The 26,642-nt window shown below is 65.2% G+C and carries 24 protein-coding genes; 7 read left to right on the top strand and 17 right to left on the bottom strand.

The features are described from left to right. Positions 1–5 precede the first annotated feature (5 nt). The 3 genes from NOV74_RS00860 to pgsA are packed head-to-tail and all read right to left on the bottom strand — an operon-like array spanning position 6 to position 2,013. Positions 6–734, bottom strand: coding sequence for an SDR family NAD(P)-dependent oxidoreductase (locus tag NOV74_RS00860; RefSeq protein ID WP_257308470.1), 729 nt, complete (start codon positions 732–734; stop codon positions 6–8). Then, positions 731–1,369, bottom strand: a complete 639-nt coding sequence (locus NOV74_RS00855) for a DUF502 domain-containing protein (RefSeq protein WP_257308468.1) — start codon at positions 1,367–1,369, stop codon at positions 731–733. The genes NOV74_RS00860 and NOV74_RS00855 overlap by 4 nt, the downstream gene beginning before the upstream one ends. Then, complete coding sequence (pgsA, locus tag NOV74_RS00850) at positions 1,366–2,013, bottom strand: CDP-diacylglycerol--glycerol-3-phosphate 3-phosphatidyltransferase (RefSeq protein ID WP_257308466.1); 648 nt, start codon at positions 2,011–2,013, stop codon at positions 1,366–1,368. The genes NOV74_RS00855 and pgsA overlap by 4 nt, the downstream gene beginning before the upstream one ends. A gap of 101 nt (positions 2,014–2,114) precedes the next feature. On the opposite strand from pgsA, the gene queG reads away from it, so the two are divergent. Both queG and speA read left to right on the top strand, forming a co-directional pair. After that, complete coding sequence (queG, locus tag NOV74_RS00845; RefSeq protein ID WP_257308464.1) at positions 2,115–3,083, top strand: tRNA epoxyqueuosine(34) reductase QueG; 969 nt, start codon at positions 2,115–2,117, stop codon at positions 3,081–3,083. Positions 3,084–3,175: 92 nt separating this feature from the next. Further along, positions 3,176–5,065, top strand: a complete 1,890-nt coding sequence (gene speA / locus NOV74_RS00840; protein WP_257308462.1) for a biosynthetic arginine decarboxylase — start codon at positions 3,176–3,178, stop codon at positions 5,063–5,065. A 9-nt stretch (positions 5,066–5,074) separates the two neighbouring features. Here the strand turns inward: speA and NOV74_RS00835 are convergent, their stop codons facing one another. After that, positions 5,075–5,557, bottom strand: coding sequence for a nucleoside deaminase (locus tag NOV74_RS00835; RefSeq protein ID WP_257308460.1), 483 nt, complete (start codon positions 5,555–5,557; stop codon positions 5,075–5,077). 36 nt (positions 5,558–5,593) lie between these two features. Next, complete coding sequence (locus NOV74_RS00830; RefSeq protein ID WP_257308458.1) at positions 5,594–6,076, bottom strand: DinB family protein; 483 nt, start codon at positions 6,074–6,076, stop codon at positions 5,594–5,596. 123 nt (positions 6,077–6,199) lie between these two features. On the opposite strand from NOV74_RS00830, the gene NOV74_RS00825 reads away from it, so the two are divergent. Both NOV74_RS00825 and NOV74_RS00820 read left to right on the top strand, forming a co-directional pair. Further along, a complete protein-coding gene (locus NOV74_RS00825; RefSeq protein ID WP_257308457.1) occupies positions 6,200–7,087 on the top strand; it encodes a 3-hydroxyacyl-CoA dehydrogenase family protein in 888 nt (295 codons plus the stop codon). Between the two features lie 24 nt (positions 7,088–7,111). Next, positions 7,112–7,462: a hypothetical protein gene (locus tag NOV74_RS00820; RefSeq protein ID WP_257308456.1), complete on the top strand. Its 351-nt coding sequence runs from the start codon at positions 7,112–7,114 to the stop codon at positions 7,460–7,462. Here NOV74_RS00820 and purD read toward each other — a convergent pair whose 3' ends face one another. Beyond that, on the bottom strand, positions 7,463–8,767 hold the full coding sequence (gene purD / locus NOV74_RS00815; protein ID WP_257308455.1) for a phosphoribosylamine--glycine ligase: 1,305 nt from the start codon (positions 8,765–8,767) through the stop codon (positions 7,463–7,465). A gap of 259 nt (positions 8,768–9,026) precedes the next feature. On the opposite strand from purD, the gene NOV74_RS00810 reads away from it, so the two are divergent. Further along, positions 9,027–9,596, top strand: a complete 570-nt coding sequence (locus tag NOV74_RS00810) for a hypothetical protein (protein WP_257308453.1) — start codon at positions 9,027–9,029, stop codon at positions 9,594–9,596. A gap of 47 nt (positions 9,597–9,643) precedes the next feature. Here NOV74_RS00810 and NOV74_RS00805 read toward each other — a convergent pair whose 3' ends face one another. Together NOV74_RS00805 and NOV74_RS00800 are read right to left on the bottom strand one after the other, a co-directional pair. After that, positions 9,644–10,396, bottom strand: coding sequence for a LytR/AlgR family response regulator transcription factor (locus tag NOV74_RS00805; RefSeq protein ID WP_371748399.1), 753 nt, complete (start codon positions 10,394–10,396; stop codon positions 9,644–9,646). Continuing rightward, positions 10,393–11,463, bottom strand: coding sequence for a sensor histidine kinase (locus NOV74_RS00800; RefSeq protein ID WP_257308450.1), 1,071 nt, complete (start codon positions 11,461–11,463; stop codon positions 10,393–10,395). The genes NOV74_RS00805 and NOV74_RS00800 overlap by 4 nt, the downstream gene beginning before the upstream one ends. 171 nt (positions 11,464–11,634) lie before the next feature. Between NOV74_RS00800 and tpx the strand changes: the two genes are divergently transcribed. After that, positions 11,635–12,180 (top strand): thiol peroxidase, encoded by a 546-nt coding sequence (gene tpx / locus NOV74_RS00795; protein WP_257308449.1) that lies wholly within the window; start codon positions 11,635–11,637, stop codon positions 12,178–12,180. Positions 12,181–12,296: 116 nt separating this feature from the next. On the opposite strand, the gene NOV74_RS00790 is transcribed toward tpx, so the two are convergent. The 9 genes from NOV74_RS00790 to ispH all read right to left on the bottom strand — a co-directional run bounded on the left by NOV74_RS00790 (position 12,297) and on the right by ispH (position 23,719). Continuing rightward, positions 12,297–12,788, bottom strand: a complete 492-nt coding sequence (locus NOV74_RS00790) for a 3-isopropylmalate dehydratase small subunit (RefSeq protein WP_257308447.1) — start codon at positions 12,786–12,788, stop codon at positions 12,297–12,299. Between the two features lie 3 nt (positions 12,789–12,791). Further along, positions 12,792–14,078, bottom strand: a complete 1,287-nt coding sequence (locus tag NOV74_RS00785) for a 3-isopropylmalate dehydratase large subunit (protein ID WP_257308445.1) — start codon at positions 14,076–14,078, stop codon at positions 12,792–12,794. Between the two features lie 10 nt (positions 14,079–14,088). Then, positions 14,089–15,288, bottom strand: coding sequence for a CaiB/BaiF CoA transferase family protein (locus NOV74_RS00780; RefSeq protein WP_257308442.1), 1,200 nt, complete (start codon positions 15,286–15,288; stop codon positions 14,089–14,091). 88 nt (positions 15,289–15,376) lie between these two features. Then, positions 15,377–16,285, bottom strand: a complete 909-nt coding sequence (locus tag NOV74_RS00775) for a hydroxymethylglutaryl-CoA lyase (protein ID WP_257308440.1) — start codon at positions 16,283–16,285, stop codon at positions 15,377–15,379. Between the two features lie 95 nt (positions 16,286–16,380). Next, entirely contained in the window at positions 16,381–17,499 is a 1,119-nt protein-coding gene (locus NOV74_RS00770; RefSeq protein WP_257308439.1) for an isocitrate/isopropylmalate dehydrogenase family protein, read from the bottom strand. Positions 17,500–17,653: 154 nt separating this feature from the next. Beyond that, positions 17,654–20,452 (bottom strand): DNA polymerase I, encoded by a 2,799-nt coding sequence (gene polA / locus NOV74_RS00765; protein ID WP_257308437.1) that lies wholly within the window; start codon positions 20,450–20,452, stop codon positions 17,654–17,656. Positions 20,453–20,682: 230 nt separating this feature from the next. Next, entirely contained in the window at positions 20,683–21,513 is an 831-nt protein-coding gene (locus NOV74_RS00760; RefSeq protein ID WP_257308435.1) for an SDR family NAD(P)-dependent oxidoreductase, read from the bottom strand. A gap of 139 nt (positions 21,514–21,652) precedes the next feature. After that, a complete protein-coding gene (locus NOV74_RS00755; protein ID WP_257308433.1) occupies positions 21,653–21,940 on the bottom strand; it encodes a hypothetical protein in 288 nt (95 codons plus the stop codon). A 57-nt stretch (positions 21,941–21,997) separates the two neighbouring features. Then, the gene (gene ispH / locus NOV74_RS00750; protein WP_257308431.1) at positions 21,998–23,719 is read right to left on the bottom strand and encodes a 4-hydroxy-3-methylbut-2-enyl diphosphate reductase; all 1,722 of its coding nucleotides are present in this window, start codon (positions 23,717–23,719) and stop codon (positions 21,998–22,000) included. A gap of 168 nt (positions 23,720–23,887) precedes the next feature. On the opposite strand from ispH, the gene ppc reads away from it, so the two are divergent. Continuing rightward, positions 23,888–26,638: a phosphoenolpyruvate carboxylase gene (gene ppc, locus NOV74_RS00745; RefSeq protein ID WP_257308429.1), complete on the top strand. Its 2,751-nt coding sequence runs from the start codon at positions 23,888–23,890 to the stop codon at positions 26,636–26,638. The last annotated feature ends 4 nt before the right edge of the window (positions 26,639–26,642 follow it).

The raw sequence follows: 26,642 nt of genomic DNA, 5'->3' as shown, positions 1-26,642 counted from the left end.
GCGGCCTAGTAGACGGCGTCGGCGCCACCATCGATCGGAATCACGGTCCCCGTCGTCCACCCGCTCTCACTGCCGAGCAGGTACGCCGCCAGAGTGGCCACTTCGATTTCGGCGCCCAGACGCTTGAGTGGATTCACGGCCGACAGTTCGGCTAGGTCACCCTCGGGATCCGCGCTGGCGGCCAAGCGAGTGTCCACCATGGCCGTCCGCACGGGCCCGGGTGCGATGGCGTTGCAGCGGATCCGCCGGGGCGCCCATTCCAGGGCCAGCACCTTCGCCAGCATGTGGACACCGGCCTTGGCCACGCTGTAGGCCGCACTTTCCGGAATGGCCCGGAGGCCGATGTTGGAACCCACCAGCACGACACTGCCGCCATCCTTCAACCGGCCACCCAGGTGGTGAGCCATGAGCCAGGGACCCCGCAGATTCGCAGCGATCGCGGCGTCGAAGTCGGCCATCGGAGTTGAGGCCACCGAACCCAACACGAGGCTCCCGGCGTTCAGGAACATCCCGTCCAACTCCGGGCACTCCCTGGCAAAGGTCGCCACCGCGGCGTCATCCGAGTGATCCAGGACCACATGGATCGCATCCGGCAGGGTCTCCTGCAGCGTGGCGAGATGCCGTCCCGCCAGGATCAGCTCCGCGCCGCGATCCCTGAAGAGCCTGGCTGCGGCCCGACCGATGCCGCTGCCAGCACCCGTGACAAGGATGCGGCGGCCCTGCAGGGCGCTCATGGTCTTTCCGGCATTCGGAACGAACCGGTCCCCGTTCGGGGCGGTACCACCACGCCACCACTGATGGCCCAAGTCAGGGCCTGGTCGGCGCTGAGGTCCGCCGGCTTCACCTTCGAGGCCTCGATCATGATCACGTAGCCTGAGGTTGGATTGGGGGCGGTCGGAATGTAGACGGCGAGCATGCCCTGCCCGCCCGGGATGGCCCAGGAACAGTCCCGGCTGGCCACGAAGCCCAGGGTGTAGGAGCCGGGATGGGGCCACTCCACGACCACCACCTCCTTGAAGCTCCCGCCCTGGCCCGACTGGATGGCCCCCATGAGCTGCCGGGTGGCACCGTAGACAGTCTTCACCACCGGCAGCGACATCATCAGATCGTCCATCCAGGACAAGAGCTGGAGGCCGATGAAGTTGCCCATCAAGGCGCCCACCACCAGCAGCAGCAGCACGGTAGCCAGGGCGGAGAACAGGGCCAGCGCCCAGGTCGGGGGATCCGGCACGTGCGCCAGGTGGGCCAGGAAAGTCAGCGGTTCCCTGAAGATGCCCACGAGGGCCGTGAAGATGCCCCTCAGGATCCAGAGCGTCACCACCAGGGGCAACAAGGTAAACAGGCCGGCGAGGAGATACTTGCGGATCATTCAGGGTCCTTGTGGCCGGTTAGGTGGCCGTCCTCGGCCATGATGCTCGGCCCCACCGCCTTCCAGAAGCCATGGAAATAGGAAATGGCACTCCAGATGGCGAGTATGACCGCACCCCAGAGCAGCAGCACACCCATGCCCCAGAAGAAGCTGTAGGGCCGGTTGAGCTGGATGAAGAAGTGGAAGATGTCCTTGTGGGTCCATTCGTACAGCCAGTAGTCGAGCCTGGGGCCAAGGATGAGGCAGGAGATGGCCGCCACCTGGAAGCCCATCTTCCACTTGCCAATGGTGCCGGCCGGAATGGTGTGACCCTCCTCGCTGGCGATGCCACGCAACCCGGTGACCGCGAATTCCCGGGCCAGGATGATGAAGGTCATCCAGGCCGGCGCGAGGTTCAACTCCACCAGGGAGATCAGGGCCCCGGACACCAGCAGTTTGTCGGCCAGCGGGTCCAGCAGCTTGCCAAGGGTGGTCACCTGTTTCCAGCGCCGAGCGAAATAGCCATCCAGGGCATCCGTGATGGAGGCTGCCCAGAACACCAGTACGCCGATCACCTCGTGGTTCGTCACCTTGGTCATGAGGACCACGACCAGAACCGGGACCATGAGGATCCGTGCGAGCGACAGGATGTTGGGCAGGTTCATGGCAGACGTTCGGCTCCGCATCCAGCCTACCCCCATTTCCTGAATGACCATGCCGTCCTGCGCCCAGAAGCCCGTGACAGCAACCGGCCCAGGAGGTGAGGATGGTCCTGGGAGGTGGCGTTCACGTGCCAGCCGAGCACCCCGATCCACTGCCGTTCAAGGCCTGGCTTCGATCCGAGGCCCTTGCCGCCGGATTCGCCCGGGTCGGGTTCTCGGGCTGCGATCCTTTCCAGGCAGAGGAGGATCAGCTCCGGACCTGGTTCCAGGAGGGACGAGGCACCCTGCTCCCCTACCTGGATCCTGCGACGCTCCTGGATCCCCGGGCCCTCTGGCCTCAGGCCCGCACGGCTCTGGTGGGCTTCTTTCCCTACGGGCGGCCCGAGGCGGTGCCCGGCAGCGCGCCTGGCAGCCTGAAACTCAGCCGGTACCTGTGGGGGCCGGACTACCACATGCTCCTCAAGCCCCGACTGGCCCGTTTGCTGGAGGCGGCCCAGGCCTGGTGGCCTGGCCTGGAGGGCCGGGTCTGCGTGGACACGGCGCCGCTGCTGGAGCGCCAGCTGGCGGTCCGCGCAGGCCTGGGCTGGCAGGGCAAGCACACGCTGTTGATCGCCGGGAAGGGCGGCTCCTGGGGCTTTCTCGGGGTGCTGCTGCTCTCCCTCGAACTGCCGCCGGACAAGCCCTTTGGAACCCAACAGTGCGGGACCTGCACCGCCTGCCTGGAGGCCTGTCCCTCAGGGGCCCTGACCCCCTTCCGCCTCGACCCCTCCCGCTGCCTGACCACCTACACCATCGAGACCGAAGCCGAGCCCCCTCCCGAGGTCGCTGCCGCCCTGGCGGAGAGCCGCTGGGCCGCGGGGTGCGACGCCTGCCAGGAGGTCTGCCCCTGGAATCGGGCCCCGCTCTGGGGTGATCCGGCCCTCTGGGGCGGCTCCAGCCCCCTCCACACCCGGTCTGCGGAGGATCTACCCCGGGGGGCAGCCCAGTGGCGGAAGCTCACCCGACGCACCGCCCTGAGGCGCGTGAGGGACCGCCACTGGCGCGCTACCCTGGCCCGAATCCTCGATTCTTGATTTTTCATTGGAACTGTTTGGCTTTTTTCCATATAAACGAACTTCCGGCCAAAGGTGGCCGCCCCGGTTTTGAGGAGGCACCTCGGATGCCCATGAAGCACTGGACGGTCCAGGACGCCGCAACCCTTTACGGCGTGAAAGAGTGGGGGAACGGCTACTTCGGCATCAATGCCAAGGGCCATCTGGAGATCACGCCCACCAAGGACGAGTCCCTCAGTTGCGACGTCTACGAGATCGTGCAGCATCTGAAGAAGAAGGGCATCCGCACCCCGGTGAACCTGCGTTTCCCCCAGGTGCTGGACCACCGCGTGGTCGAGGTCAACGAGGCCTTCCGCCGCGCCATCAGCGAATTCGGGTACGAGGGCAGCTACCAGGGCGTCTACCCGGTGAAGACCAACCAGACGAAGGAAGTGGTCGAAGAGATCGTCCGCTCCGGCAACAAATACCACTACGGCCTGGAGGCAGGCTCCAAGCCCGAGCTGATGATCGCCCTGAGCCTGGATCTGCATCCCGAGGCCCTGGTGCTGTGCAACGGGTACAAGGACGAATCCTTCATCCGCATGGCGCTGCTGGCCCGCAAGGCCGGGCGCAAGGTGGTCATCACGGTCGAGAAGATGACCGAGCTGCCTTTGATCCTGAAGGTGGCCAAGGAGCTGAAGGTCGAGCCGCTCATCGGACTGCGGGCCAAGCTCAACGCCCAGGGCAGCGGAAAGTGGGAGACCAGCGCGGGCGACCACGCGAAGTTCGGCCTCACCACTCGCGAGATCCTGGACGCCATCGAGGTGCTGGAGAAGCGCGACCTGCTGGATAGCGTCATCGAGTTGCACTTCCATATCGGCAGCCAGATCACGGACATCCGCAAGATCAAGTCGGCCATGAAGGAAGCCACCCGTATCTACGCCAAGCTCCGCAAGATGGGCCTGCCCATCCGCTACCTCAACGTGGGCGGCGGCCTCGGCGTGGACTACGACGGCAGCAAGACCACCTTCAGCAGTTCCATGAACTACACCATCGCCGAATATGCGGCGGACGTGGTCTACACCACCAAGGACATCTGCACCCAGGAGCAGGTGCCCATGCCGGACCTGCTCAGCGAATCGGGCCGCGCCATCGTGGCCTATCACGAGGTGGTGGTAGTCGACATCATCGGCCTCATCGACACGACCCATACCAAGTACTCCGTCACGCTCACGGGCAACGAGCCCCAGATCCTCAAGGAGCTGGCCTACACCCGAGACAACATCTCCGTGAAGAACTTCGCCGAGATGTACCACGACGCCATCACCCAGAAGGACGAGCTGCTCACCCTCTTCAATCTGGGCTACCTGGGCCTGGAGGACCGCAGCAAGGGCGAGACGCTGTTCTGGGAGGTCTGCCGCAAGCTGTCCCGCATCCTCACCAGCAAGAGCCTGAAGTACATTCCCGAGGAGTTCCAGGACCTCAACAAGAGTCTGGCGGACAAGCTCATCGCCAACTTCAGCATCTTCCAGTCCATGCCCGACCACTGGGCCATCGAGCAGCTCTTCCCCGTCATGCCCATCCATCGGCTGAAGGAGAAGCCCGCGCTGTCCGCCACCCTCTGCGACATCACCTGCGACAGCGACGGGAAGATGGAAAAATTCATCGACCTGAAGGATGTGAGGGACGAGCTCCCCTTCCATGAGCCCCGCGGCGGCGAGTCCTACTACGTGGCCTTCTTCCTCACCGGCGCCTACCAGGACATCCTTGGCATGCGGCACAACCTCTTCGGCGCGCCCAACGAAGCCCACATCGTGGTCCACGAAGACGACACCTTCAAGGTGCAGCACCTGGTCAAGGGCGATACCGTTGACCACGTGCTCCGCAGTGTCCACTACGATCCGGACGTGCTGATCCAGGGCCCCCAGACCAAGCGGAAGACCAGCCCCAAGAGTGATGCCGCCGAAGCCCTGCGGGCTCTGCTCACCGAAGAGCGGAAGCTCCACACCTATCTGGAAATTTAGCTTCGGCTATCAATAGGGAATCTTGTCCGGCTTGGCGTCCCAGGCGCGGAAGACGGCCAGGGCTTCCTCGCGCAGCAGCTGGGTAGCGGGCAGGCTTCGTTCACCGGGGGGCAATGCCACTTCGTGATAGAGCCATGCGTCATCGAACTGGATGGCCGCGGCGTCCGCCCGGCCATTGGCGTACCAGATCCGATCCAGCCTCGCCCAGTAGATGGCCGCCAGGCACATGGGACAGGGTTCGCAGCTCGTGTAGATCTCGCATCCCCTCAGCTCGAAAGTGTTCAGCTTCCCGCAAGCCTGGCGGATGGCCACCACTTCTGCGTGAGCCGTGGGGTCGTGGCTGGAGGTTACGCGATTCCACCCCTCGCCCAGGATCTCGCCGTCCTTCACGATCACCGCACCAAACGGGCCGCCTCCATTTTCCGCCATGTGAAGGCTGGAGAGCTCGATGGCGCGCCGCATGAAGCGCAGGGGATCAGGCTCAGTCGCCATAGGGTTTCCCGAAGTGGTCACCAACTGTCCCCTTTCTCAAAGTTCCCAGTGGCCCTCCGGCTTCTGTTTCCAGAGCCAGATGATGTAGTCCACATTCTTCGGCACGCCGCCCAGGGCCTTGAGGCGCGTCATGTTCTGGGCGCGGTGGTGCTGGGTATGCAGGCAGACCTGGGCCAGTGCCTCCGCCACGGACACCAGGCAGGGCGGGTCCGGGAACCAGGGCACCCGCACGATGCGCGCCAGGGCGGCCGCGTCGAGACCGCGGCCCAGGGCACCGAAGGCCTCGTGGTTGGCCCGGCAGCGCCTTTTCAACGTCTCAAAATCCTGAATGGGACGAGCCTCCGGCACTCCTGCTTCACCCTTGAGAATGCCTAGGAACGCCTCCTGCACATCCACCAGATGGCCAGTCCGGGTCTGCAACTCGGGGTCCTCCCGACAGGCCGACTTGCCCCAGGCGTGGAAGAACATCGCGTCGGCCCAGGCCTGATGGCCGAGAAGATCCTTGAGCAGGCCGGTCATGGGCACCCCCCGGGTACTGGCCGATCATAGCGAAAGAAGCCTACCGCAGGTCATCCTCCCGCCCGGTGTGTAACCAGCAGAGAATGGGGACCAGGCCATCACCATTCCAACAGGGGGCTCGTTATGGACATCCAGCGCATCGGCATCGTCGGTTGCGGACTCATGGGCTCGGGCATCGCACAGTGCGCCGCGGAGGCGGGCTGCGAAGTCTGGGTGAAGGAGGCGGACGAGTCCCTCCTCGCCAAGGGCCTGGGCCGGATCCAGGGCACCTGGGAGCGGGCCGTGGGCAAGGGCAAGATCACCGAAGACCAGAAGACTGCCTTCAGCAGCCGGCTCCACGGCACCGTCAGCTTCGCCGCCATGGCCACCTGCGATCTGGTCATCGAGGCCGTCCCGGAGCGCATGGAGCTCAAGCTCGAGACCTTCGCCGAACTGGACAAGGTCATGGCCGCAGGCGCCCTGCTCTGCACCAACACCTCCAGCCTCACGGTCGCCCACCTCAGCCCCGTGCTGTCACCGGGCCGCCTGCCCCGGCTGGCGGGCCTGCACTTCTTCAACCCTGTGCCCGCCATGCCTCTCGTTGAGATCGTCCGCACCCTCGCCACGGACGCGGACACGCTGGAGGCCCTGAAGGCCTTCGTCCAGCGGCTTGGCAAGACGGCCGTGCTGGCGCCGGATGCCCCCGGCTTCGTGGTGAACCGGCTCCTGGTGCCCTATCTTCTGGACGCCCTGCGCTGCGCCGAACAGAAGTTGGCGACGATCGAGGACATCGACACCGCCATGAAACTGGGCTGCGGCCACCCCATGGGCCCCCTGCACCTCAGCGATTTCATCGGTCTGGACACCATGCAGAGCGTGGCCGAAGTGCTCTTCGAAGCCTTTGGCGAACCCCGCTTCAAGGCCCCCTCGGTGTTGCGCCAACTGGTGGCCGCCGGTCGCTTGGGCCGAAAATCCGGCGCTGGTTTCTACCGCTGGGAGGGCGAGAAGCGCCAGGAGCCCCTTCCCCTCTGATCCACCTGAGGTAGTCTGGCCCGGATGCTGGACCTGCTGCTCATCCCCGCCGCCATTCTCCTGGGCTTCGCCCTGCGCGCCGTCCGGCGGGGGGAGTACCGGCTCCATGGCCATCTCATGATGGCCACCTTCACCGTGATCGGCCTGCGGGTCATCCTCCACCCCCGAGGGCTGGGGCCGCTGCACCTTGCCTTGTGGCTGGCAGTCCTGGTCGCTGCCGGCTCAACCATGCTCCTGGGCCGCGCTGCGCTGGCTTGGCGGGAGGGTCGCAGTGAGCGCTCCGGCCTCCCCCGTGTCCACCGGGCTGCCGGTGCGCTCACCCTCGTGCTGGCGGTACTGACTCTGGCAACTTGGTTCCTACGCAATCACAGGTAGTCACCACGGATCCTGAACGGTCTTACCCGCCTTGGCGTGGTTCAGAGCCTTGAGGCCGATGTCGTGCCGGACTTGCATGCCGGGCCACTGGACCTGGGCCAAGGCGGCCTCGATGGCCGCCCGAGCCATGGCGAGGTCCGGTGCCGAGGTGGCCAGGTTCATCACACGGCCCCCATTCGTGAGCCAGCGTCCGTCCTGCTTGCGGGTGCCCGCGTGGATGAGGGTGACTTCCGGGGCCCCGATCTGGATGGGCACGCCCTTCTTCGCCCCGTCGGGGTAGCCTTCGGCGGCCAGCACCACGGTGATGGCCGTGTGGGGCTTGAGCTTCAGTTCGCGGGAAACCAGCCGGCCTTGGGCGACCTCCAGCAACAGGGCCACCAGATCCTCGTCCAGCAGCTGCATGAGCACCTGGGTTTCCGGATCCCCGAAGCGAACGTTGTACTCCAGCAACTTGGGTCCTGCCGCGGTCCACATGACGCCAAGGAACAGCACCCCCCGCGCCACGAGACCGTCCTTCTGGAGACCCTGAACGGTGGGCTCCACCAGCTCGGTTCTCATCCTCTGGATGTCCTCAGGACGCAGGAACGGGATGGGGCCGAAAGCACCCATGCCCCCCGTGTTGGGGCCCCGGTCCCCCTCGAAGATGCGCTTGTGGTCCTGACAGGCAGGCAGGATCGCGAAGGCGGCATGTTGAGCGTCCACGTCCACCAGGACATGCAGCGACAGTTCCATGCCGATCAAGGGTTCCTCGAACACCACCGTCTTGCTCGCTTCCCCGAACTGGCCGGCCAGGAAAGCCCGGAATGTAGCCAGAGCGTCTTCTTCGCTCTCAGCCAGCACGACGCCCTTGCCTGCGGCCAGGCCATCGGCCTTGAGGACGATGGGATAGCCGTGGGGCCAGGTGTGGATAAGCCCTTCTCCTTCGGCGAGATCCGTCACGGTGTGGCTCGCGGCGCAGGGGATGCCGTGCCGTTCCATGAAGGCCTTGGCCACCGCCTTGCTGCCCTCCAGCCGCGCCGTGGCGGCGTCATGACCAAACACGGGGATGCCCAGGGCCCGCACCGCATCGGCGACGCCAGCCACCAGGGGCACCTCAGGCCCAGCCACCAGCAGATCCGGACGGTTCATGGCGCACCAGGCGGCCACAGCTGAAGGAGCCTCCAGATCGAGCGCCACGCAGGTCCCCAGCTCCGCCAGGGCGTCGCTGCCCGGTGCCGACACCAGCCCCACGGGAGTGGGCGAGGCCTTGAGCTTCAGGGCCAGGGCATGTTCCCGGCCACCAGCGCCGAGGAGCAGGATCTTCATGGGTGCCTCCGCCTCCCAGTATCGCCCAGGCCGCCCGTACTCCGTTCGCCGGGGATTCTGGGTCCCTCGATTCCCCCGGCCTGCCCCCTCAATGACCCCCTTCACCCAGTCTCAGGCCACTTCACCCCAGATCTGTGGCCTGATCCGGGGCCCCTGCGCATGTTGTTGGGCATTCACCCGCCCGCCGGATCGCCGCACCGGGCTCTCCTTCTATCTGCCGCCGGTGGCACCCCCCGACGGCCTTCCCGCCGGAGGCAACATGAACCGAATTTCGACGTCCCTCTTTGTGGCTGTGACGGCCTTCGCTGGCCTGGCCCTTCACGCCGAAGACTTCCAGCCGTTGATGAAGGCCACCCAGACCACCTGGCCGGCGAAGCTGCACCTCGGCGTGATCTGCGACTTCAACGCGAGCCGGGACGAAGTGATGGCGCTGGCCAAGGCCGCGGGAGAGGGCGCCTTCATCACCGTGGCTGATACCCGGCGCGTCGAGCAGGCGGTCCCCGCCGCCCACCTCATCGCCAACCGCAAGGCCGACTACCTGGTGCTGCTGCCGGGTGATCGCATGTTCCGCGACGGATCCTTCGGCGCCACCTTGGCCATCTCCCAGCTTGGGCAAAGGGGCGTCCCGGCCATCGGAACCACCCCCGTGGCGCTCAAGCAGGGGGCGGTGTTCAGCCTCGGCGACGGCACCCGGGGTGAACTGCTTGTCACGGACCGTCTCATCGGCACCGTGGACGTGATCCTGCCCAACCGCGAACTGGCCCAGAAGTCCACGCTGGTGCTCCGTGAGAAAGGCATGGCCACCATCGCGGTTCTCCCATCGGAATGACCCGTCCCGCCACCCAGAAAGGCCCGGCCCCGCCGGGCCTTTCTGCATCAAAACCACTCCCCGAATTGCTCCCGGTAGGTTCGGCTCAGGGTCAGCTTGGTACCGTCACGCATGATCACCAGCTGGTCCCCGCCGGTCCAGGATTGGAATTCGCGGATGCAGTCGAGGTTCACGATGGCCGAGCGGTGGATGCGCCGAAACCGGGCGGGGTCCAATCGCGCAAGCAGACCGGCCATGGTCTGACGGAGCAGGTGGGAGGTGCCCTCGACGTGCAGGCGGACATAGTTGTCCTCGGCCTCGATCCACTGGAGAGACTCCGTCTTCACCAGGACATGCCGGTCCCCCTGCCGCACCAGGAGGCGGTCCACCCAAGGTCGGTCCTTGTTCAGGCTGACCATCAGGGCTTCCAGGTCCGGCCTCGGCTCGGCCAAAGTGTGCTGGCACCAGCGGCGCGCTCGTTCCAACGCCTGATGGAACCGTTCGGGCGAGAAGGGCTTGAGCAGATAGTCCACGGCGTGGACCTCGAAGGCACGAAGGGCGTGCTGGTCGTAGGCCGTGACAAAGAGTGTCACCGGCATGCGATCCGTCCCCACCGCTTCCACCACGCCGAAGCCGTCCAACTCGGGCATCTGGATATCCAGGAAGACCAGTTCCGGCGCGAGCTCCTCGATGGCCTGCACCGCTTCCAGGCCATTGGCACACTCCCCCACCACCTCGATATCCGTGGACCGGCGAAGCAGATGGCGGACCCGCTGGCGGGCCAGCGCCTCATCATCCACCACCAGGGCACGGAGGTTCACGATCCCTCCCCACCAATGTCGTCCAGAGGCAACCGAAGCACCACCAGGGTGCCCCGGCCGGGAATGCCCATGATATCTAGTTGGTAGTTCCCCTTGTAGATCAGCCCCAGGCGGGCCCGGACGTTCCCGAGACCCACCCCTTCAGGGCCCGGCTGGTAGCCTTCCCCGTCGTCTTGCACCTCCAAGGTGAGGTACTCCGAATCCCGGGAGGCCCGCAGACGCAGGGTTCCGCCTTGGGTGCGGTCGGCCAGGCCGTGCTTCAGTGCGTTTTCCACCAGGGGCTGGAGGATGAAGCTGGGCACCCGCAGGTAGTCCTGCAGGCCTGAGGGCACATCCAGTTCCACTCGCAAGCGGCTTTGGAAGCGCACCTGCTCAATCGCGAGATAGGCCCGGATGAAAGCCAGTTCCTTCCGCAGGGGCACCATCTGATCGGGTGAAGCGTCCAGGGTCATCCGGAGGAAGTCCCCCAGTCGGCTGATCATGTCATCCGCACCCTCCGGGTTGGAGTGGACGAGCGCGGAGATGGAGTTGAGCGTATTGAAGAGGAAGTGCGGCTGGAGCTGCATGCGCAGGGCCAGGTTCTGGGCCTCGGCGAACCGGGCCTCCAGCTGGGCGGCCTGCACCTCGCGGGCCTTGTACTTCCGATAGATCCGCATGCCATGGAAGGCCGCCACCACGGCCCACATGAAGAGCAGATTCATGTGGAAATACGTCCGATAGAACCGTGGCAGGCCCATCCAGAGCCGAGCCGGATCCATCGGCTTCTCCCAGCCGGCCGCCACCGCGAGGGAGATCAGGTAGGCCAGGAAGAGTCCCAAGGCCGCGACGACGACGCTGGCCAGGAGGTGAAGACCCCAGATCCGCCATTGGGACCAGGCGAAGGATTCAATGGGGCGACATTCCGCCAGCCAGATCAGGAAGAGGCCCAACACGGCCCAAGTTCCATTCTGGAGGAGGTTCAGCACCAGCATCCGGAGGGCCGGGGCCGAAGGGTACAGGGCCAGGTCCCAGGTGGCCATGTAGAGCCCCAGGAGAGCCCAGATGCCCCAGTACCAGCGCCATTTCATCCCCGCGGGACCCATGCCACAAGCCTAGATACCTAAGCCAGATCCCGCCAGCGCGTTGGGGCCAGACGAGGGATTCCGTGGGCGATCTCCAAAAAGATCATCCGCAGATCGTGAATGGCGCCACCCCCATTTCCCGGATCGGGAGTAGGATGGGCCCGCCCGGAGGTCACCATGGCCACGATCACCCTGAACGGGAATCCCATCCACACCTGCGGCGAGCTGCCCGCGGTTGGTTCCCCCACCCCCGTGTTCACCCTCACCCGCACGGATCTCCGCGACCTGACCAGCGTGGACCTGGAGGGAAAACGGGTGCTGCTGAGCATCTTCCCCAGCCTCGACACGTCGACCTGCGCGGAGAGCGTGCGGAAATTCAACGCCCTGACGGCGGATCTGACTGACACGGTGTTGCTGTGCGTGTCCATGGACCTGCCCTTCGCCCAGGATCTCTTCTGCGGTTCCAAGAGCCTGGAGCGCGCCGTTCCCGCCTCCACCTTCCGACATCCGGAGTTCGGCGCCCAGTTCGGCGTCACCCTCATCGATGGGCCCATGCGTGGCCTTCTTGCCAGGGCCGTCGTAGCGCTGGATGAGAATGGGACGGTCATCCACACCGAGCTTGTGCCCGAGCTGACGCGGGAGCCTGATTACGATCTGGCTGTCCACGCCATCCGGAGCCACCACCATCCCTGCCCTGAGGACGCTCTCGAGAGCACGGAATAAGAAAAGCGGAACACAGAGGACTCAGAAACCCGCAGAGAACACAGAGAAAAGACTTCTTCTCGGTGTTCTCTGCTGAATTCTGTGCCCTCTGTGTTCCTGTGATTGAACCTAGGAACTCAGCCCTTCGCCATGAGCCTCGCCCGGGTGTACGGGATGAGCCCTCCGGCGTCCATGATGCCCTTGCGGGCGGCAGGCAGCTTCACCTGGTCAAAGACCTTGTGGGTGGTCTTGTTGATCACCTGATCCGCGGTGATCTCCAGGTCATCGCCCTCGCTGGCCTCGAGCCCCGGACAGATCACGACCTGGAGGCCCAGGTTGATGCTGTTCTGGAGGAAGATCCGGGAGATGCTCTTGGCGATGACCGCCACGTCGTGACCCTTGAGCGTGGAGCAGGCCTGCTCGCGGCTGGAGCCACAGCCGAAGTTCTCGCCCCCCACAATGATGGAACCAGGTGCAAAGGCCTTGGCCTTCAGCTGGGCGTTGAACTCCGTGCGGTCGAAGAAGGCGAACTGGGGCGTTTCGGTGGGCAGCACAGTGGCCATGAAGCGGCCCGGATAGATGTCGTCGGTGCTGATGTCGTTCTCGAGTTTGATGATCACTTTCGCCATGGCTCAGCCCTTTCTCGGATCGGTGATGACGCCGGTGATGGCGGAGGCGGCGGCCACCGCAGGGCTGCAGAGGTAGACCTCGCCCGTGGGATTGCCCATGCGCCCCTTGAAGTTGCGGTTGGTGGTGCTGAGCGCCTTTTCGTGATCACCCAGGGCGCCTTCGTGGACGCCCAGACAGGGCCCACAGCCGGAGTTCATCACCACGGCGCCGGCCTTCATCAGGTCGTGGACATAGCCCTTGTCCAGAGCCTGGGCGAAGATCTTGCTCGAGGCCGGGAACACCAGCATGCGCGTGCCCTGGGCCACCTTCTTGCCCCGCAGGATGTCGGCGGCGGCGGCCAGATCGTCCAACCGCCCATTCGTGCAGCTGCCGATGACGATCTGCTGGATGCGCGTACCCACAACTTCACCGATGGGCTTCACGTTGTCCACCATGTGGGGGCAGGCGATCTGTGGCACCAACCTGGTCACATCGATGTCCAAGGTCTGTACGTAGCTCGCGTCCAGATCGGGGGTGACGCAGGGGATAGGATCGGTGACGCCCGCCTCCTCCCGCAGGTAGCGCAGGGTCTCCGCATCACCGGGAACGATGCCCGAGGTGGCGCCGGCTTCCACGCTCATGTTGCAGATGGCGATGCGGCCGCTGGTGCTCATCTTCCGGATGGTCTCGCCATGGAACTCCAGCACCTTGTAGTTGGCCCCCTGGGCGGTCAGCTTGCCAATGACATGGAGAATCAGATCCTTGGGCCCCACGAAGGGCGGGAACTCGCCCTTCACCACCACCTTGATGGTGGCCGGCACTTCGATGTTGACGGCGATTCCCAGGCTCCACACTGAGGCCATTTCCGTGGCGCCGATGCCGAAGCTGAAGGCGCCCAGGGCCCCATGACTGGTGGTGTGGGAGTCGGTCCCCACCACCACGTAGCCCGGCCGGACGTAGCCGTATTCCGGCAGGATCTGGTGGCAGATGCCGCCCACATCGCCGCGAATGTCGTGGAACTTTGTGATGCCGTGGTCCGCTACAAAACCGCGGATCTTTTTCTGATTCGTGGCGGTCTTCGGAGATTCTGCCGGTACGCGATGGTCGAAGATGATGGCGATCCGGGACGGGTCCCACACCTTCGCGGGGAGCCCGGTACCCTGGAACACCTCCTGGAACTGGTTGATGACCAGCGCCGCGTTCTCGTGGGACATGGCAAGGTCCACCTTGGGCTCCACCACATCCCCGACTTTCACGGACGGCAAGCCCGCCGCGCGGGCCAAGATTTTCTCGACGACCGTCATGCCCATAACTGCCTCCTCAGATGACGCCTTTGGTCTTCAATTCAGTCAGATCGGACTCGGCCAGGCCCAAGCGCCCGTAGATCTCGGCATTGTGCTCACCCAGCAGGGGTGGCGGTGCCTCCACGGACCCGGGGGTCTTCTCGAACAGCGCCGTCAGGCCGAAGACCTCGATCTCGCCCACGCCCGCGACCTGCACCTTCCGCAGTACCTCACGGTGCTGGATCTGCGGCTGCCGAAGGGCTTCCTGAAGTCCCAGAATCTCCCCGCTGGGAACATCCTTCGCGTTCAGTGCCCCCACCCAGAAACCGGTGGGTTTCTGGGTCAGCCGGGCCTCCAATAGCGGCGTCAACACCTCGCGGTTCTTCTTGCGGGTGTCGCGCTCCTGGAACCGTGGGTCAGTCTTCAATTCGGGAAGCTCCAGCACCTCACAGACCGCCTCCCACTGCTCCTGCTTGTTGGCCGCGATATTGATGTGGCCATCCTGGGTGCGGAAGGTGCCGCTGGGCGCCGCCGTGAAGTTGTCATTGCCCATGAGCACCGGCTGCTCGCCGCCGATGAGCAGGTTGGCCGCCACCCAGCCCATGAGGGGCATGATGCTGTCCAGCAGGGCCACGTCGATGGACTGTCCCTGCCCCGTGCGCTCCCGGTGGAAGAGCGCCGCCATCACGGCGAAGGCGGCATTGAGGCCACCGACCGTATCGCAGACGGGGAACCCCGTGCGCAGGGGGTTCAGCCGCTCATCGCCATTGACCGCCATCTCGCCCGACAGGCCCTGGATGATCTGGTCGTAGGCGGGTTTCAGCGCATCCGGGCCGGTCTGCCCGAAGCCGGAGATGGCGCAGTAGATCAAGCGGGGGTTGAGCTCCGCCAGGACCTTGTAGCCGATGCCCAGGCGATCCATGACACCGGGTCGGAAATTCTCCACCACCACATCCGCATCCTTCGCCAGCTTCCGGAACAGCTCCTTGCCTTCGGGCGACTTGGTGTTCAGTGTGATGGATTTCTTGTTGCAGTTCTGAGCCAGGAAGCTAGTACCCATGAGCTTCTTGTTCAGCTCAGGCACGATGCCCAGCTTGCGGGCCAGATCGCCATCCTTGGGGTTCTCCACCTTAATGACTTCGGCCCCGAGGAGGGCCAGATGCAGGGTGGTGAAGGGGCCTGACAGGACGTTGGTGAGGTCCAGGACCTTGATGCCTTCGAGGATTTTTATGCTCATGGGATGACCTGTGAGGTGCTTTGGTTTTGAACCGCAGATGACGCAGATGGCGCAGATAAAAAGCGCATTTCCATCTGCGGAATCTGCGTCATCTGCGGTTGCTTTCTTGAATCGGTCCGGTCTTGTACACGCAGCCGGGAAGCTCCCGCCCGAGGTGCCGGGCGACATCCCGGCTGACGCCGATGAGAGCCGCCAGGTCGATGTCCAGGCGCTGTCCGGTCCGCTGGAGGACGTGCACCAGATCCTCGGTGGCCACGTTACCGGCGGCCACCTTGGTGAAGGGACAGCCGCCGAGGCCGCCGAAGCTGGTCTCGATGGCTTTTGCTCCGGCTTCCATGGCGGCATAGACGCTGGCCATGCCCAGGCCATAGGTGTTGTGGATGTGGGCGGTGAGTTCGGTGTTGGGATCCAGGGCCAGCACGCTCTGCACGTAGCGCCGGACCTGGGCCGGATGGGCGTGACCGGCTGTGTCCGCGAGGCTGATGGAAGTCAATCCGGCCTCCAGATAGGCCGCCACGATGCCCATGACGCGAGCCTCGGGAATGGGGCCTTCGAAACCGCAACCGAAGGCGCTCTGGACACTCACCTGGACCTTCCGGCCGGCCTGCTTCGCCGCCAGGGCCGTGGCGATGATGCGACGCTGGGCCTCGTCGGTACCCATGCCGGTGTTCTTCCGGCTATGCGTTTCCGAAGCGGACACGCCCAGGCAGATAAGTGGCACGCCCACCTCCAGGGCCCGCTCCAGGCCCTTCTCGTTCAAGACCAGGCCTGACAACAAGGCGTGGTGGGCTTCCTTGGCAAGGATGCGGAACAGCTCATCGGTGTCGGCCATCTGGGGCACCTTGTCGCCCCGCACGAAGGAGCCCACCTGCACGATGTCCACACCCGAATCCGCCACGCGGCGGATCCAGTCGAGCTTGACCTCCGTCGGCACCACCGCAGCCTCGACCTGGAGGCCATCGCGGGGGCCGACTTCGTGGATGAGGATGGGATTCATGACAAACCTTTAGTGATTAACCGCAGATGACGCAGATTTCGCAGATGGAATTTCGAGGTTTTTATCTGCGGCATCTGCGTCATCTGCGGTTTCAATCAAAGTTTTTTCGCGATGGCTTCGCCCATGTCGAGGGTCGAGGCGCTGCCGCCCATGTCGTAGGTGCGCACCTGGCCTTCGGCGATGACGGCGGCCACGGCCTTTTCCAGGCGGGCGCCCTTCTCCGGCTCGCCCAGCCAATCCAGCATCATCTTGGCGGCGAGAATGGTGGCGATGGGGTTCACCTTGTACTGGCCCGCATACTTTGGCGCGCTGCCGTGGCTGGGCTCGAAGACCGCCAGCTTGTCGCCGATGTTGCCCGAGCAGCCGAAGCCAAGGCCACCCACCATCTGGGCCGCCAGGTCGCTGACGATGTCGCCGAAGAGGTTCGTGGCCACCATCACGCCGTAGTTCTTCGGGTTCTTCAGCATCCACATGGTGATGGCGTCCACGTTGGCGTCGTCCATCTGGATGCCGGGGTATTCCCTGGCGATGCGCTTGCCGGTCTCCAGGAACATGCCTTCCGTCGCCCGCACCACATTGGCCTTATGGATGACCGTGACCTTGGGATAGCCGAAGGTCTTCGCGTACTCGAAGGCGGCGCGGATGATGCGGTCGCAGCCCTTCACCGTGTTGATCTTGCAGGTGATGGCGAACTGGTCGCCCGGCAGGTCCGCGAAGTGGCTGAACGGTTTGCTGAGCCGCTTCAGGCTGTCCTTCAGCTCGTCGGGAACGGGGGCGAACTCGACGCCGGAATAGAGATCCTCCGTGTTCTCGCGGAAGATCACCATGTCGATGCCTTCCTTGTAGTTCAGCGGGTTGCCCGGGTAGGCCTTGCAGGGCCGCAGGCAGGTGTAGAGGTCGAACATCTGCCGCATGCGGACGATGGGGCTGCGATAGATCAGCCCCTTGCCCTTCAGCTCGGGGATCAGCTCGGCCTCGGCATCCTTCACGGGCTTGGAGGTGATGGCGCCGAACATGGCGGCGTGGCTGTTCTTGAGCAGGTCGATGGTGCGCTGGGGGAAGGACTCCCCCTCCTTGCACCAGAACTCCCAGCCGATGTCGCCGTGGGTGTAGGCGGCGTCGAACTTCAGGGCATCCAGGCAGATCTTCGCCGCCTCCATGACCTCGACGCCCACGCCGTCACCGGGCAACCAGGCGATGTTGTATTGGCTCATGATCGGCTCCTGCGGGAAGGGGGCTTGCCCAGGCGCAAAGCCGCGCCGGGACCGCCCAATCATGACCTCCCCGTTAGGTTTGAGCTCCGACCGCCATCACAATTCCGACCGAAAAGGCAAGTTTCGGCTCTCCGGACCTACAGATCGTCAAAATCTACTTGCAGGCCAGCCAGCTGTCTCCAGTGCGGACCTCGGCCGCCAGCTTCACGCCCAGGGCCCCCAGGTCGTCGGCGCCTTCCATGGCCTCCTTCAGCAGGGCCGAGGTGCGGTCCACTTCCTCTGGCGGCGCTTCCATCAGCAGTTCGTCATGGACCTGCAGCAGCAGCCGCGCCCGAAGCCCTGTTGCTCGGAGGCTATGGTGTAGGCGCACCATGGCCCGGCGGATGAGGTCCGCGGCGGTGCCCTGCACGATGGTGTTGACCGCCTCGCGCAGGCCCTGGGCCTGGAACTGTTTGTTGGGGCTCTCCAATTCCGGGATACGCCGGATGCGGCCCCAGTGGGTGCGCACCAGACCCTCGGCCAGGGCCTGCTCCTTGGCGCGCTCGATCCAGGCGGCCACCTTGGGCATGCGCTCGAAGTACCGCTCGATAAAGGCCTTGGCTTCCTTCTGGCTGACGCCGATGTTGGCAGCGAGGGCGAAGGCCCCCTGGCCGTAGAGCAGGCCGAAGTTGACGGCCTTGGACGCACTGCGCTGCTCCGAGGTGACCTGATCCATGGGCACGTTGAAGACCTCGGAGGCGGTGCGACGGTGGATGTCCTCGCCGGCCTCGAAGGCGCCCAGCAGCACGGGATCCTGGGCCAAGGCCGCCACCACCCGCAGTTCGATCTGGCTGTAGTCGGCGTCCAGCAGCACCCAGCCGGGCTCGGGCACGAAGGCGCCCCGGATGGCGCGGCCTTCCTCGGTGCGGATCGGGATGTTCTGCAGGTTGGGATCACTGGAGGCCAGCCGTCCCGAGGCTACGGCCGCCTGATGCAGACGCGTGTGCACCCGCCCGGTGACGGGGTTCACCATCTGGGGTAGGGCCTCCACGTAGGTGCCCAGCAGCTTCACCATCTGCCGGTGGCGCAGCAGTTCGCTGGCGATCTCGGCACCCTGCTTCTCCGCCAGTTCCTGGAGTACGTCTTCGTCCGTGCTGGGCGCTTTGGTCTTGCCAGTGTACTTCACGGGCTTGTAGCCCAGCTTGCCAAACAGGATGGCGCCCAGCTGGGTGGGGCTGTTCAGGTTGAAGGGCTCGCCAGCGAGTTCGGTCACGCGAGCTTCCGCGCGCTTGCGCTCGCCGTGCATGCGCACGGCGAGTTGGGAAAGGACGGCCAAATCAAGTCGAACTCCGTGGCCTTCCAAGGCAGCCAGCGCATCCACCAAGGGCAGATCCACCTCTTCGTAGAGCCGCTTCAACCGGTCGTCCGTGAGCATGGTCCGCAGCTTGTCGCAGAGCTGGAGCGCGAGATCGGCGTCCTCCGCGGCGTACTGCACAGCGTGCTCGAACTCGGCCTCGTCGAAGCGCTTCTGCACCTTGCCCTTCCCCACCACCTCCTCGAAGGCGATGGGCTTCACATCCAACAAGCGCACGGACAGGTCGTCCAGGTTGTGGCGGACACCGCTTTCCAGCAGGAAGCTCAGCACCATGCTGTCGTCCGCCAACCCCGCCACCGGCAGACCGTGGCGGGCCAGCACCTGGAGGTCGTACTTGAGGTTCTGGCCGCACTTGCCCACCGCGGGGTCCGCGAACAGTGGGGCGAGGACGCGCCGGGCCCCTACGAAGGGCACGTTCCGGGGATCCAGGTGGGGCGCCAGCTCGGCAAAGAAGGCCCCCGCGTCTCCACGCAGGTCCAGCAGGGCTGTGGGCAGGCCGCTGTCTGGCAGCAGCCCCGGCAGGGAACCTTCTGTGTCCGCGGTGGCCGGCTTCAGGTGGGCCAAAGGCACGTAGAGGCCCTCATTGGGCGCCCAAGCCAGGCTCAGACCGACGATATGACCTCGCGTGGGATCGAGGCTGGTGGTCTCCGTGTCAAGGCCGAAGCGGCCCGCGACCCGGCAGGCGGCCACGGCCGCTTCCAGGTCCGCCAGGGTGGTCGCGGCTCGGTACTTCCGCTCGTTGCCCGCTTGCTTGGCGCTCTGGGTGAACTCTTTTGTGAGGGTCTGGAAGCCCAGGGCCTTGAAGGTCTCCCGAGCCTTGGCCTCGTCCACGCCGGGGTAGACCAGATCCTTGGGATGCAGAGGCAGCGTCAAATCCGTCACCACGGTGACGAGCCGCCTGGTCAGCTCCAGCCACTCGGCCGCGGCATCCAGGCCCTCGCGCTGCTTGGGTTTCAGCTCCGCCTTCGCGGCGATGACGCCGTCCAGGGCGCCGTACTTCTCCAGCAGCAGGGCCGCACCCTTCTCGCCAATGCCCGGCACGCCTTTGACGTTGTCGGAGGCGTCGCCCACCAGGCTGAGGAAATCCACGACCTGCTCGGGCCACACGCCCATGCGAGTCTTCACGCCCTCGCGGTCATGCCAGATCTCGCCGTCCTTGGTGTTCAGCACCTGGATCTGGAGGTTATCGTCCACGAGCTGCAGCAAGTCCTTGTCCGGGCTGACGATGACCGCCGGCAGGCCGTGAGCCGCCGATTCCCGGGCCAGCGTGCCCATCACGTCATCCGCCTCATAGCCCGACAGTTCCACGATGGGGATGTTCAGTGCCTCGACCAGCTGGCGGATCATGGGGATCTGCGGACGCAGATCCTCGGGCATCTCGGCGCGGTTGGCCTTGTACTCAGGATAGATCTCGTGCCGGAAGGTGGGCCCCGGCATGTCGAACACGCAGGCGATGTGCGTGGGCTGGTGCTTCTCCAGCAACTGGAGCACCAGGCGCGTGAAGGTGTAGGCGGCGCCGTTCTTCAACCGCGGATTGGCAAAGTAGCTTCGAAAAATGAAGGCAAAGGTGTCGATGAGATAAAGGCGGTCCTCAGCCACGGGTCACCTCCAGGTCCAGCGGCGAGGTCTCGCGTATCCGCGCAGCGGATACCGAGAAGATGAAGGCAAAGGTGTCGATGAGATAAAGGCGGTCCTCAGCCACGGGTCACCTCCAGGTCCAGCGGCGAGGTCTCGCGTATCCGCGCAGCGGATACCGAGAAAATGAAGGCAAAGGTGTCGATCAGGTAAAGGCGGTCTTCGGTCATGCCCTCAGTCTGGCAGGACTCGCCTCAGGGTCGCTTCAGTCCGTAGGCCCGGCGCAGGATCGCCTCCCACCAGGCCGCGGGCAGGAGGGCCTTCACCTTGCCCACCCAGAAGGCATCCCGCCCGATGACCACGCGCCGCGGGGGACGTTCAGCGACCAGGGCCTTCAGGATCTTCCCGGCGCAGCGCCCCGCATCCATGGCGAAGCGCTCGCTTTGATGCTTCCGCACCGCCAGGTAGCGGGCGAGGATGGCTTCGTAGCGCGTGCCGCGGGCCCGCTCGGGTAGGTCGCCCCAGGCCTTGGTCAGCGTCTCCCGGAACTCCGTGCGGATGGCGCCCGGCTCCACCAGCACCACGGCCACCTCCTCGCCGATCTCCAGGCGCAGGCTTTCCGCCAGGGCCACCACCGCATGCTTGGAGGCATTGTAGGGGCCCGCCAGGGGGATGGACAGGCGTCCCAGCATGGAGGCCACTTGGAGGATCCGCGCACCGGGTTCCCGCCGCAACAGGGGCAGGAAGGCGTTCGTCACTTGGTGCAGGCCGATGACATTTGTTTCGAATTGTGCGCGGAGTTCCTCTGGGCGCAGAAGCTCAAGCGGTCCTACCTGGCCATAGCCGGCGTTGTTCACCAGGGCCTTGAGGGACAAATCTTCACAGGCGGTGACTGCGGCAGCGATGCTGGCCGCCTCGGTCACATCAAGCGGCAGCACGCGCAGGTCTTCACCCGGGGGAAGGTCCGCCAGCGTCTCCACCCGCCGCGCCGTGGCGACCACGCCCCAACCGGACGCGCGGCAGAGCGGCACCAGGGCCCGCCCGATGCCTGTCGAACAACCTGTGATGAGGACCCAGTTCCGCATGCAGCCATCTTTCCACACCCAGAGAAACGGGGCGCATCCGCGCCCCGTTTCTCTGGTGCCACCTGCGGTGGAACTACTTCTTCTTGGTACGGCCTGTGGCCATACGCGAGGCGGCCGAAGCATCCTCCGTCTGAATGGACTACTTCTTCTTTGCAGGAGCCTTGGCGGCAGCCTTGGCTTCGATCTTGGTTGCCACCTGCTTGTAGGTGACGGTCACCTTGTCGCCGACCTTGAGGGCTTCCTTTCCGCCGGTACCACTGTCGGTGTAGAAGCGCCAGGCTTCCTTGCCGAGGTCCAAGGTGAAGCTGTCCGGGCCCACTTCCTTCACGGTGCCGGTCTTCTGATAGCTCGCGGCGGCAGCGGCCCAGCCGAGGGCAGCGCCCAGCATGACCGTAGCGGTTAGGACGGCGAGAGACTTCATACGCATGGTACTCTCCTTGAAAAGGTGCCCCAAGGCTAGCAGCCCTTAACGAAAGGGCAAGTTCTACACGATGGCCAGCAAGCCCACCAGCCAGAAACTCAGGTCCACGCTCAGTTCGAACCGGTGCCTCCCGGCGGTGAAGCGCTCATGGAAGAGCCACAGATACAGCACCGGGTAGGCGGCGCAGACCACCAGGACCAGCGCCACGGCCAGGGGATGTCCATTCTGGCGGTTGTCGAAGGTCAGCCAGAGAGTCCCAGCCAGAAGGATGCCCAGCAATCCCACCAGCACCGCCTTGGTGGCTGCTTTGCCCATGAGGATCGGCAGGGTCTCCTTGCCGACGATCTGATCATTCTGCATGTCCCGGATTTCGTAGATGACGGTGCGGACGAACGCCAGGACGCCCACCAGGAAGACGGCGGCGAAGGCGCGCAGGTCCCAGACCCGCCCCTCCTGCCAAACCGGCATAATCACCGCCACCGTGGCTAGCGCCAGGGCCACCACCACATCCTTGGAGCCGGGGATGCTGCGCAGGCTGAAGACGCGACGGCCCACCTGGAAGCGCCGCTTGTAGCCCGCACCCACCACGGAGGCCCCCACTGCCACGACCAGAGCCTTCAGGCCCAGGGTGGCCGCCAGTCCCAGCGTGAGGGTCAGGGCCACCAGACCCGCGGACAGCAGGATGCTGCGATTACGCTCTAGGAACCGCGCCCGCGCTGGGCCCTTGGCGCCAAGCCCCAGCGGGTCCAGGTAGGGGGTCAACAGGTACATCGCCAGTACGTAGGTTCCCGCCAGGAGTGGGTAACGCCAGCCCAGGGGCAAGCCCAGCCACTTGTGCACACCGAGGGTCATGAAGCCCGCCCCCATGGCCAGCAGCGAAGAACTGCCGAAGGCCGCCTGGAGGAAGCTGCGCCAGCGGCTCGGGCCGTCCCCCAACTGCTCAAGCACATCCACCACCTCGTCCACCAACCAGGTGGGCGTGGAGGCACCAGCCAGCACGCCTACGGTTTCCCGGCCGGTGAAAGCCTTCAGATCCAATTCCGCCGCGGTCTCCACGTATTGCACGGGCTTACCGTAGTGGTGGGCCAGTTCGGCCAGATGCTTGGTGTTGCTGGAGGTCTTGCCGCCCACGACAATCACCGTATCCACCGTGCGGGCCAGTTCCTTGGCCTCGTCCTGGCGCATCCAGGTGTCTTCGCAGATGGTGTTTTCAAAGACTCCGTCCACGGCCCGGGTCCGGATGTAATCCGTGATGGCGTGGTAGTCCTTCACGGTGAAGGTGGTCTGGGCCACCACCAGCACTTTCCTGAGCTGTGCATCCGTGAGGGCCTCGGCTTCGGCCATATTCGACACGATCAGCGACCCACTGTCCGCAAAACTGCGGTGGGCCAAACTTTCCGCATGGCCATGGCTGCCCAGAATCACGGTGAAGTAGCCCTTGGGGCTCCACTTCTTGATCTTGTGGTGGACCTTGGCCACCTCGGGGCACGTGGCGTTCACGATCTTCAGCTCGCCCTTGGCCTGGCGCTCCTTGAGTCCGCGCAGATCCTGGATGGGGATGCCATGCGCACGGATCACCACCGTTCCGGCTTGGACCTGGTCCGGGGCCTCGGCCACCGCCACCCCCCGCTTGCCGATGAGGGCCAGCGCCTGGGGATTGTGGATGAGGGGCCCCAAGGTCTGGACGGTGCGGCCGTCGTTCCGCATGGAAGCTTCCAGTACCGCGTCCATGGCGCGCTTGACGCCCCAGCAGAACCCCGCAGTCTTGGCGACGATGACTTTCATGGGTGCCCCAGAATCCTGACCGGGTTGGTCAGGTTATTCATCATAGCGCTCCCACCGACCCAACGCACAGCGTGTCTGTCGCCACATCCACAATCCTTGAAATCCCGAATTCCTTTACGCTGGGGTCCAGGCCGGCCTTTATTTCAAGAGCCTGAGGGGATCCCAGCCATGGACTCCGACCACCCTGACAAGGATTTCCCCCTGAAGGAGGACATCCGTCTGCTCGGGCGGCTGCTGGGGGACACGGTCCGGCTGCAGGAAGGCGAGGAGACCTTCCAGCTCGTCGAGCGGATCCGGCAAAGTTCGGTGCGCTTCCACAGGGCGCTGGATCCAAGCGCTGATATTGAGCTGAAGGCCATCCTGAAAGACCTCAGTCCCGGACGCGCCATTCTGGTGGTTCGCGCCTTCAGCTACTTCTCCCAGCTCGCCAACCTGGCGGAGGACCAGCACCACATCCGGCGCTCCCGCGCCCACCACATGGGGAGCGCCCCACCCAGGCCCAGTTCCCTGGGCCACGCCCTTAACCGGGCCGCCCGTGCGGGGCTGGATGCAGTTGGCCTGCGGGCCTTCTTCGCCAGCGCCCAGGTCCGCCCTGTGCTGACCGCCCATCCCACCGAAGTACAGCGCAAAAGCATCCTGCATGCCCAGATGGAGATCGCCCGACTGCTCGATGAGCGTGACCGCCATGCCTCGACTCCAAGAGAAACGGCGCTCCGGGACGAACACTTGCAGCGGCAGGTGTTGCTGCTCTGGCAGACCCGCATGCTGCGGCCCCAGCGGCCGGCGGTGGCCGACGAGGTAACCGGCGCCCTCTCCTACTTCGACCGCACCTTCCTGAAGGAGGTTCCTGCCCTCTATGCGGATCTGGAGGATCGGCTCGGGCTGGACCCGGCCTGGGGTGAGACTGAGCTGCCCCCCTTCTTCCAGGTCGGCAGCTGGATCGGCGGCGATCGGGACGGCAATCCCTTTGTCACCGCCCAAGTGCTTCAGCAGACGCTGCGGATGCAGTCCCGCACCATCCTGGAATTCCTGCTTCGGGAGACGCGCGCCCTCGGCGAGGAACTCTCCCTCAGCCTGCAAGTCACCCGGGCCTCCCAGGAGGTTCAGGACTTGGCGGAACGGTCTCCGGACAAATCTCCCCAGCATGTGGACGAAGTCTATCGGCGGGCCCTCTCGTTGATCTTCGAGCGGCTCTCGGCCACCCATCGGAACGAGGTGGCCTCTGAGGCAGCTCCCCTACCCGGACCAGTGGAGCCCTATCGCACACCCGTAGAGCTGACAGCGGATCTGGACACGCTGGACCGTTCTTTGCGCGCCCACGGGGGCCGGCTGCTGGCCCGGGGCCGCCTGCGGGACCTGCGCCGGTCGATATCAGTGTTCGGCTTCCACCTCGCGCCGCTGGACCTGCGGCAGAGCTCCGAGGTCCATGAACGGGTGGTGGCCGAGCTGCTGGAGGCCGTGCGGCCAGGCACCAGGTACCTGGGCTTGGGCGAAGCGGAACGGGTGGCCTTGCTGGTGTCCGAGTTGGGTAGCCCGCGTCCTCTCGCCTCGCCCTACTTGCCGTACAGCGAGGAGGCCCAGGGCGAGCTGGCTTTGTTCCGCGCCGCTGCCGAGGCCCAGCAACGCCTGGGGGTGGAGACCCTCCCCAGCTGCATCGTCAGCCACACGGAGAGCGTCTCCGATCTCTTGGAAGCCGCCGTGATGCTGCGGGAGGCGGGGATCCTGCGCCCAGCGCAGAGCCGCCTCGACAGCAACCTCATCCCCCTCTTCGAAACCATCGAGGACCTGCAGCGTTGCGGCGACATCATGGATGGATTGCTCCGGCTGCCCTTCTACCGGCGGCTGCTGGACAGCCGCGACAACGTGCAGGAGGTGATGCTGGGCTATTCAGACAGCAACAAGGACGGCGGGTTTCTCACCTCGCGGTGGGAGCTCTATAAAGCTGAGTTGCGCCTGGTGGAGGTGGCCAGGCGCCATGGCATCCGCCTGCGACTCTTCCATGGCCGCGGCGGGTCCGTGGGCCGGGGCGGCGGACCCAGCTACGAGGCCATCCTCGCCCAGCCGCCTGGTGCGGTGCGCGGCCAGATCCGCCTGACCGAGCAGGGCGAGGTGATCGCCGCCAAGTACGGTCATCCGGCCGTGGCCCGCCGCAACCTTGACGTGCTGGTAGCCGCCACTCTGGAGGGGAGCCTTCCGGATGCCGATGGCGTGAGGATGGACCCCCGCTTCCCGGAAGCCATGGATGCGCTCTCGAACGAGGCCTGCCGGGCCTATCGCGATCTCGTGTACGGAACGGAGGGCTTTGAGCAGTTCTTCTGGGAGTCCACGCCCATCGCCGAGATTGCCCAGCTCAACATCGGCTCGAGGCCGGCCAGCCGGAAGGCGGGCCACGCCATCACGGACCTCCGCGCCATCCCCTGGGTCTTCAGCTGGAGCCAATGCCGCCTGATGCTGCCGGGCTGGTACGGGTTCGGTGCGGCGGTCGAAGCCTTCCAACGGGAGCGCGGCGAAGTCGGTCTGACCTTGTTGCGGGAGATGCACGCCCGCTGGCCCACGTTCCGCGACCTGCTCTCCAACATGGACATGGTGCTCGCCAAGGTGGACCTTGGGATCGCCTCCCGCTATGCGGACCTGGTGAGCGATACGGCCTTGAGAGACCGGATCTTCGGCCGCCTGCAGGAGGAGTGCGCTGCCTCCATCCGCGCGCTTAAGGCCATCACCGGGCAACGTGAATTGCTGGAGGACAATCCCGCCCTGAAGCGCTCCATCCAGCATCGCTTCCCCTACCTCGACCCCTTGAACCACCTCCAAGTGGAGCTGCTGCGCCGCTACCGGGCCAGCGACAGCGACGACCTCACCGTGCGCAGCATCCTCCTCACCATCAACGGCATCGCCGCGGGCCTGCGAAACAGCGGCTGAACCT

Source organism: Geothrix fuzhouensis (assembly GCF_024609325.1).
GTDB classification, from domain to species: Bacteria; Acidobacteriota; Holophagae; order Holophagales; family Holophagaceae; genus Geothrix; species Geothrix fuzhouensis.
Note: the sequence above shows the minus strand (reverse complement) of the source record. Positions and strands in the feature narration are given on the sequence as shown.

What these genes read in the sequence shown, in the direction of transcription:
- NOV74_RS00860 (WP_257308470.1), bottom strand. Translation starts at nt 734, where the DNA reads ATGAGCGCCCTGCAGGGCCGCCGCATCCTTGTCACGGGTGCTGGCAGC.
- NOV74_RS00855 (WP_257308468.1), bottom strand. Translation starts at nt 1,369, where the DNA reads ATGATCCGCAAGTATCTCCTCGCCGGCCTGTTTACCTTGTTGCCCCTG.
- pgsA (WP_257308466.1), bottom strand. Translation starts at nt 2,013, where the DNA reads ATGAACCTGCCCAACATCCTGTCGCTCGCACGGATCCTCATGGTCCCG.
- queG (WP_257308464.1), top strand. Translation starts at nt 2,115, where the DNA reads ATGGTCCTGGGAGGTGGCGTTCACGTGCCAGCCGAGCACCCCGATCCA.
- speA (WP_257308462.1), top strand. Translation starts at nt 3,176, where the DNA reads ATGAAGCACTGGACGGTCCAGGACGCCGCAACCCTTTACGGCGTGAAA.
- NOV74_RS00835 (WP_257308460.1), bottom strand. Translation starts at nt 5,557, where the DNA reads ATGGCGACTGAGCCTGATCCCCTGCGCTTCATGCGGCGCGCCATCGAG.
- NOV74_RS00830 (WP_257308458.1), bottom strand. Translation starts at nt 6,076, where the DNA reads ATGACCGGCCTGCTCAAGGATCTTCTCGGCCATCAGGCCTGGGCCGAC.
- NOV74_RS00825 (WP_257308457.1), top strand. Translation starts at nt 6,200, where the DNA reads ATGGACATCCAGCGCATCGGCATCGTCGGTTGCGGACTCATGGGCTCG.
- NOV74_RS00820 (WP_257308456.1), top strand. Translation starts at nt 7,112, where the DNA reads ATGCTGGACCTGCTGCTCATCCCCGCCGCCATTCTCCTGGGCTTCGCC.
- purD (WP_257308455.1), bottom strand. Translation starts at nt 8,767, where the DNA reads ATGAAGATCCTGCTCCTCGGCGCTGGTGGCCGGGAACATGCCCTGGCC.
- NOV74_RS00810 (WP_257308453.1), top strand. Translation starts at nt 9,027, where the DNA reads ATGAACCGAATTTCGACGTCCCTCTTTGTGGCTGTGACGGCCTTCGCT.
- NOV74_RS00800 (WP_257308450.1), bottom strand. Translation starts at nt 11,463, where the DNA reads ATGAAATGGCGCTGGTACTGGGGCATCTGGGCTCTCCTGGGGCTCTAC.
- tpx (WP_257308449.1), top strand. Translation starts at nt 11,635, where the DNA reads ATGGCCACGATCACCCTGAACGGGAATCCCATCCACACCTGCGGCGAG.
- NOV74_RS00790 (WP_257308447.1), bottom strand. Translation starts at nt 12,788, where the DNA reads ATGGCGAAAGTGATCATCAAACTCGAGAACGACATCAGCACCGACGAC.
- NOV74_RS00785 (WP_257308445.1), bottom strand. Translation starts at nt 14,078, where the DNA reads ATGGGCATGACGGTCGTCGAGAAAATCTTGGCCCGCGCGGCGGGCTTG.
- NOV74_RS00780 (WP_257308442.1), bottom strand. Translation starts at nt 15,288, where the DNA reads ATGAGCATAAAAATCCTCGAAGGCATCAAGGTCCTGGACCTCACCAAC.
- NOV74_RS00775 (WP_257308440.1), bottom strand. Translation starts at nt 16,285, where the DNA reads ATGAATCCCATCCTCATCCACGAAGTCGGCCCCCGCGATGGCCTCCAG.
- NOV74_RS00770 (WP_257308439.1), bottom strand. Translation starts at nt 17,499, where the DNA reads ATGAGCCAATACAACATCGCCTGGTTGCCCGGTGACGGCGTGGGCGTC.
- NOV74_RS00760 (WP_257308435.1), bottom strand. Translation starts at nt 21,513, where the DNA reads ATGCGGAACTGGGTCCTCATCACAGGTTGTTCGACAGGCATCGGGCGG.
- NOV74_RS00755 (WP_257308433.1), bottom strand. Translation starts at nt 21,940, where the DNA reads ATGCGTATGAAGTCTCTCGCCGTCCTAACCGCTACGGTCATGCTGGGC.
- ispH (WP_257308431.1), bottom strand. Translation starts at nt 23,719, where the DNA reads ATGAAAGTCATCGTCGCCAAGACTGCGGGGTTCTGCTGGGGCGTCAAG.
- ppc (WP_257308429.1), top strand. Translation starts at nt 23,888, where the DNA reads ATGGACTCCGACCACCCTGACAAGGATTTCCCCCTGAAGGAGGACATC.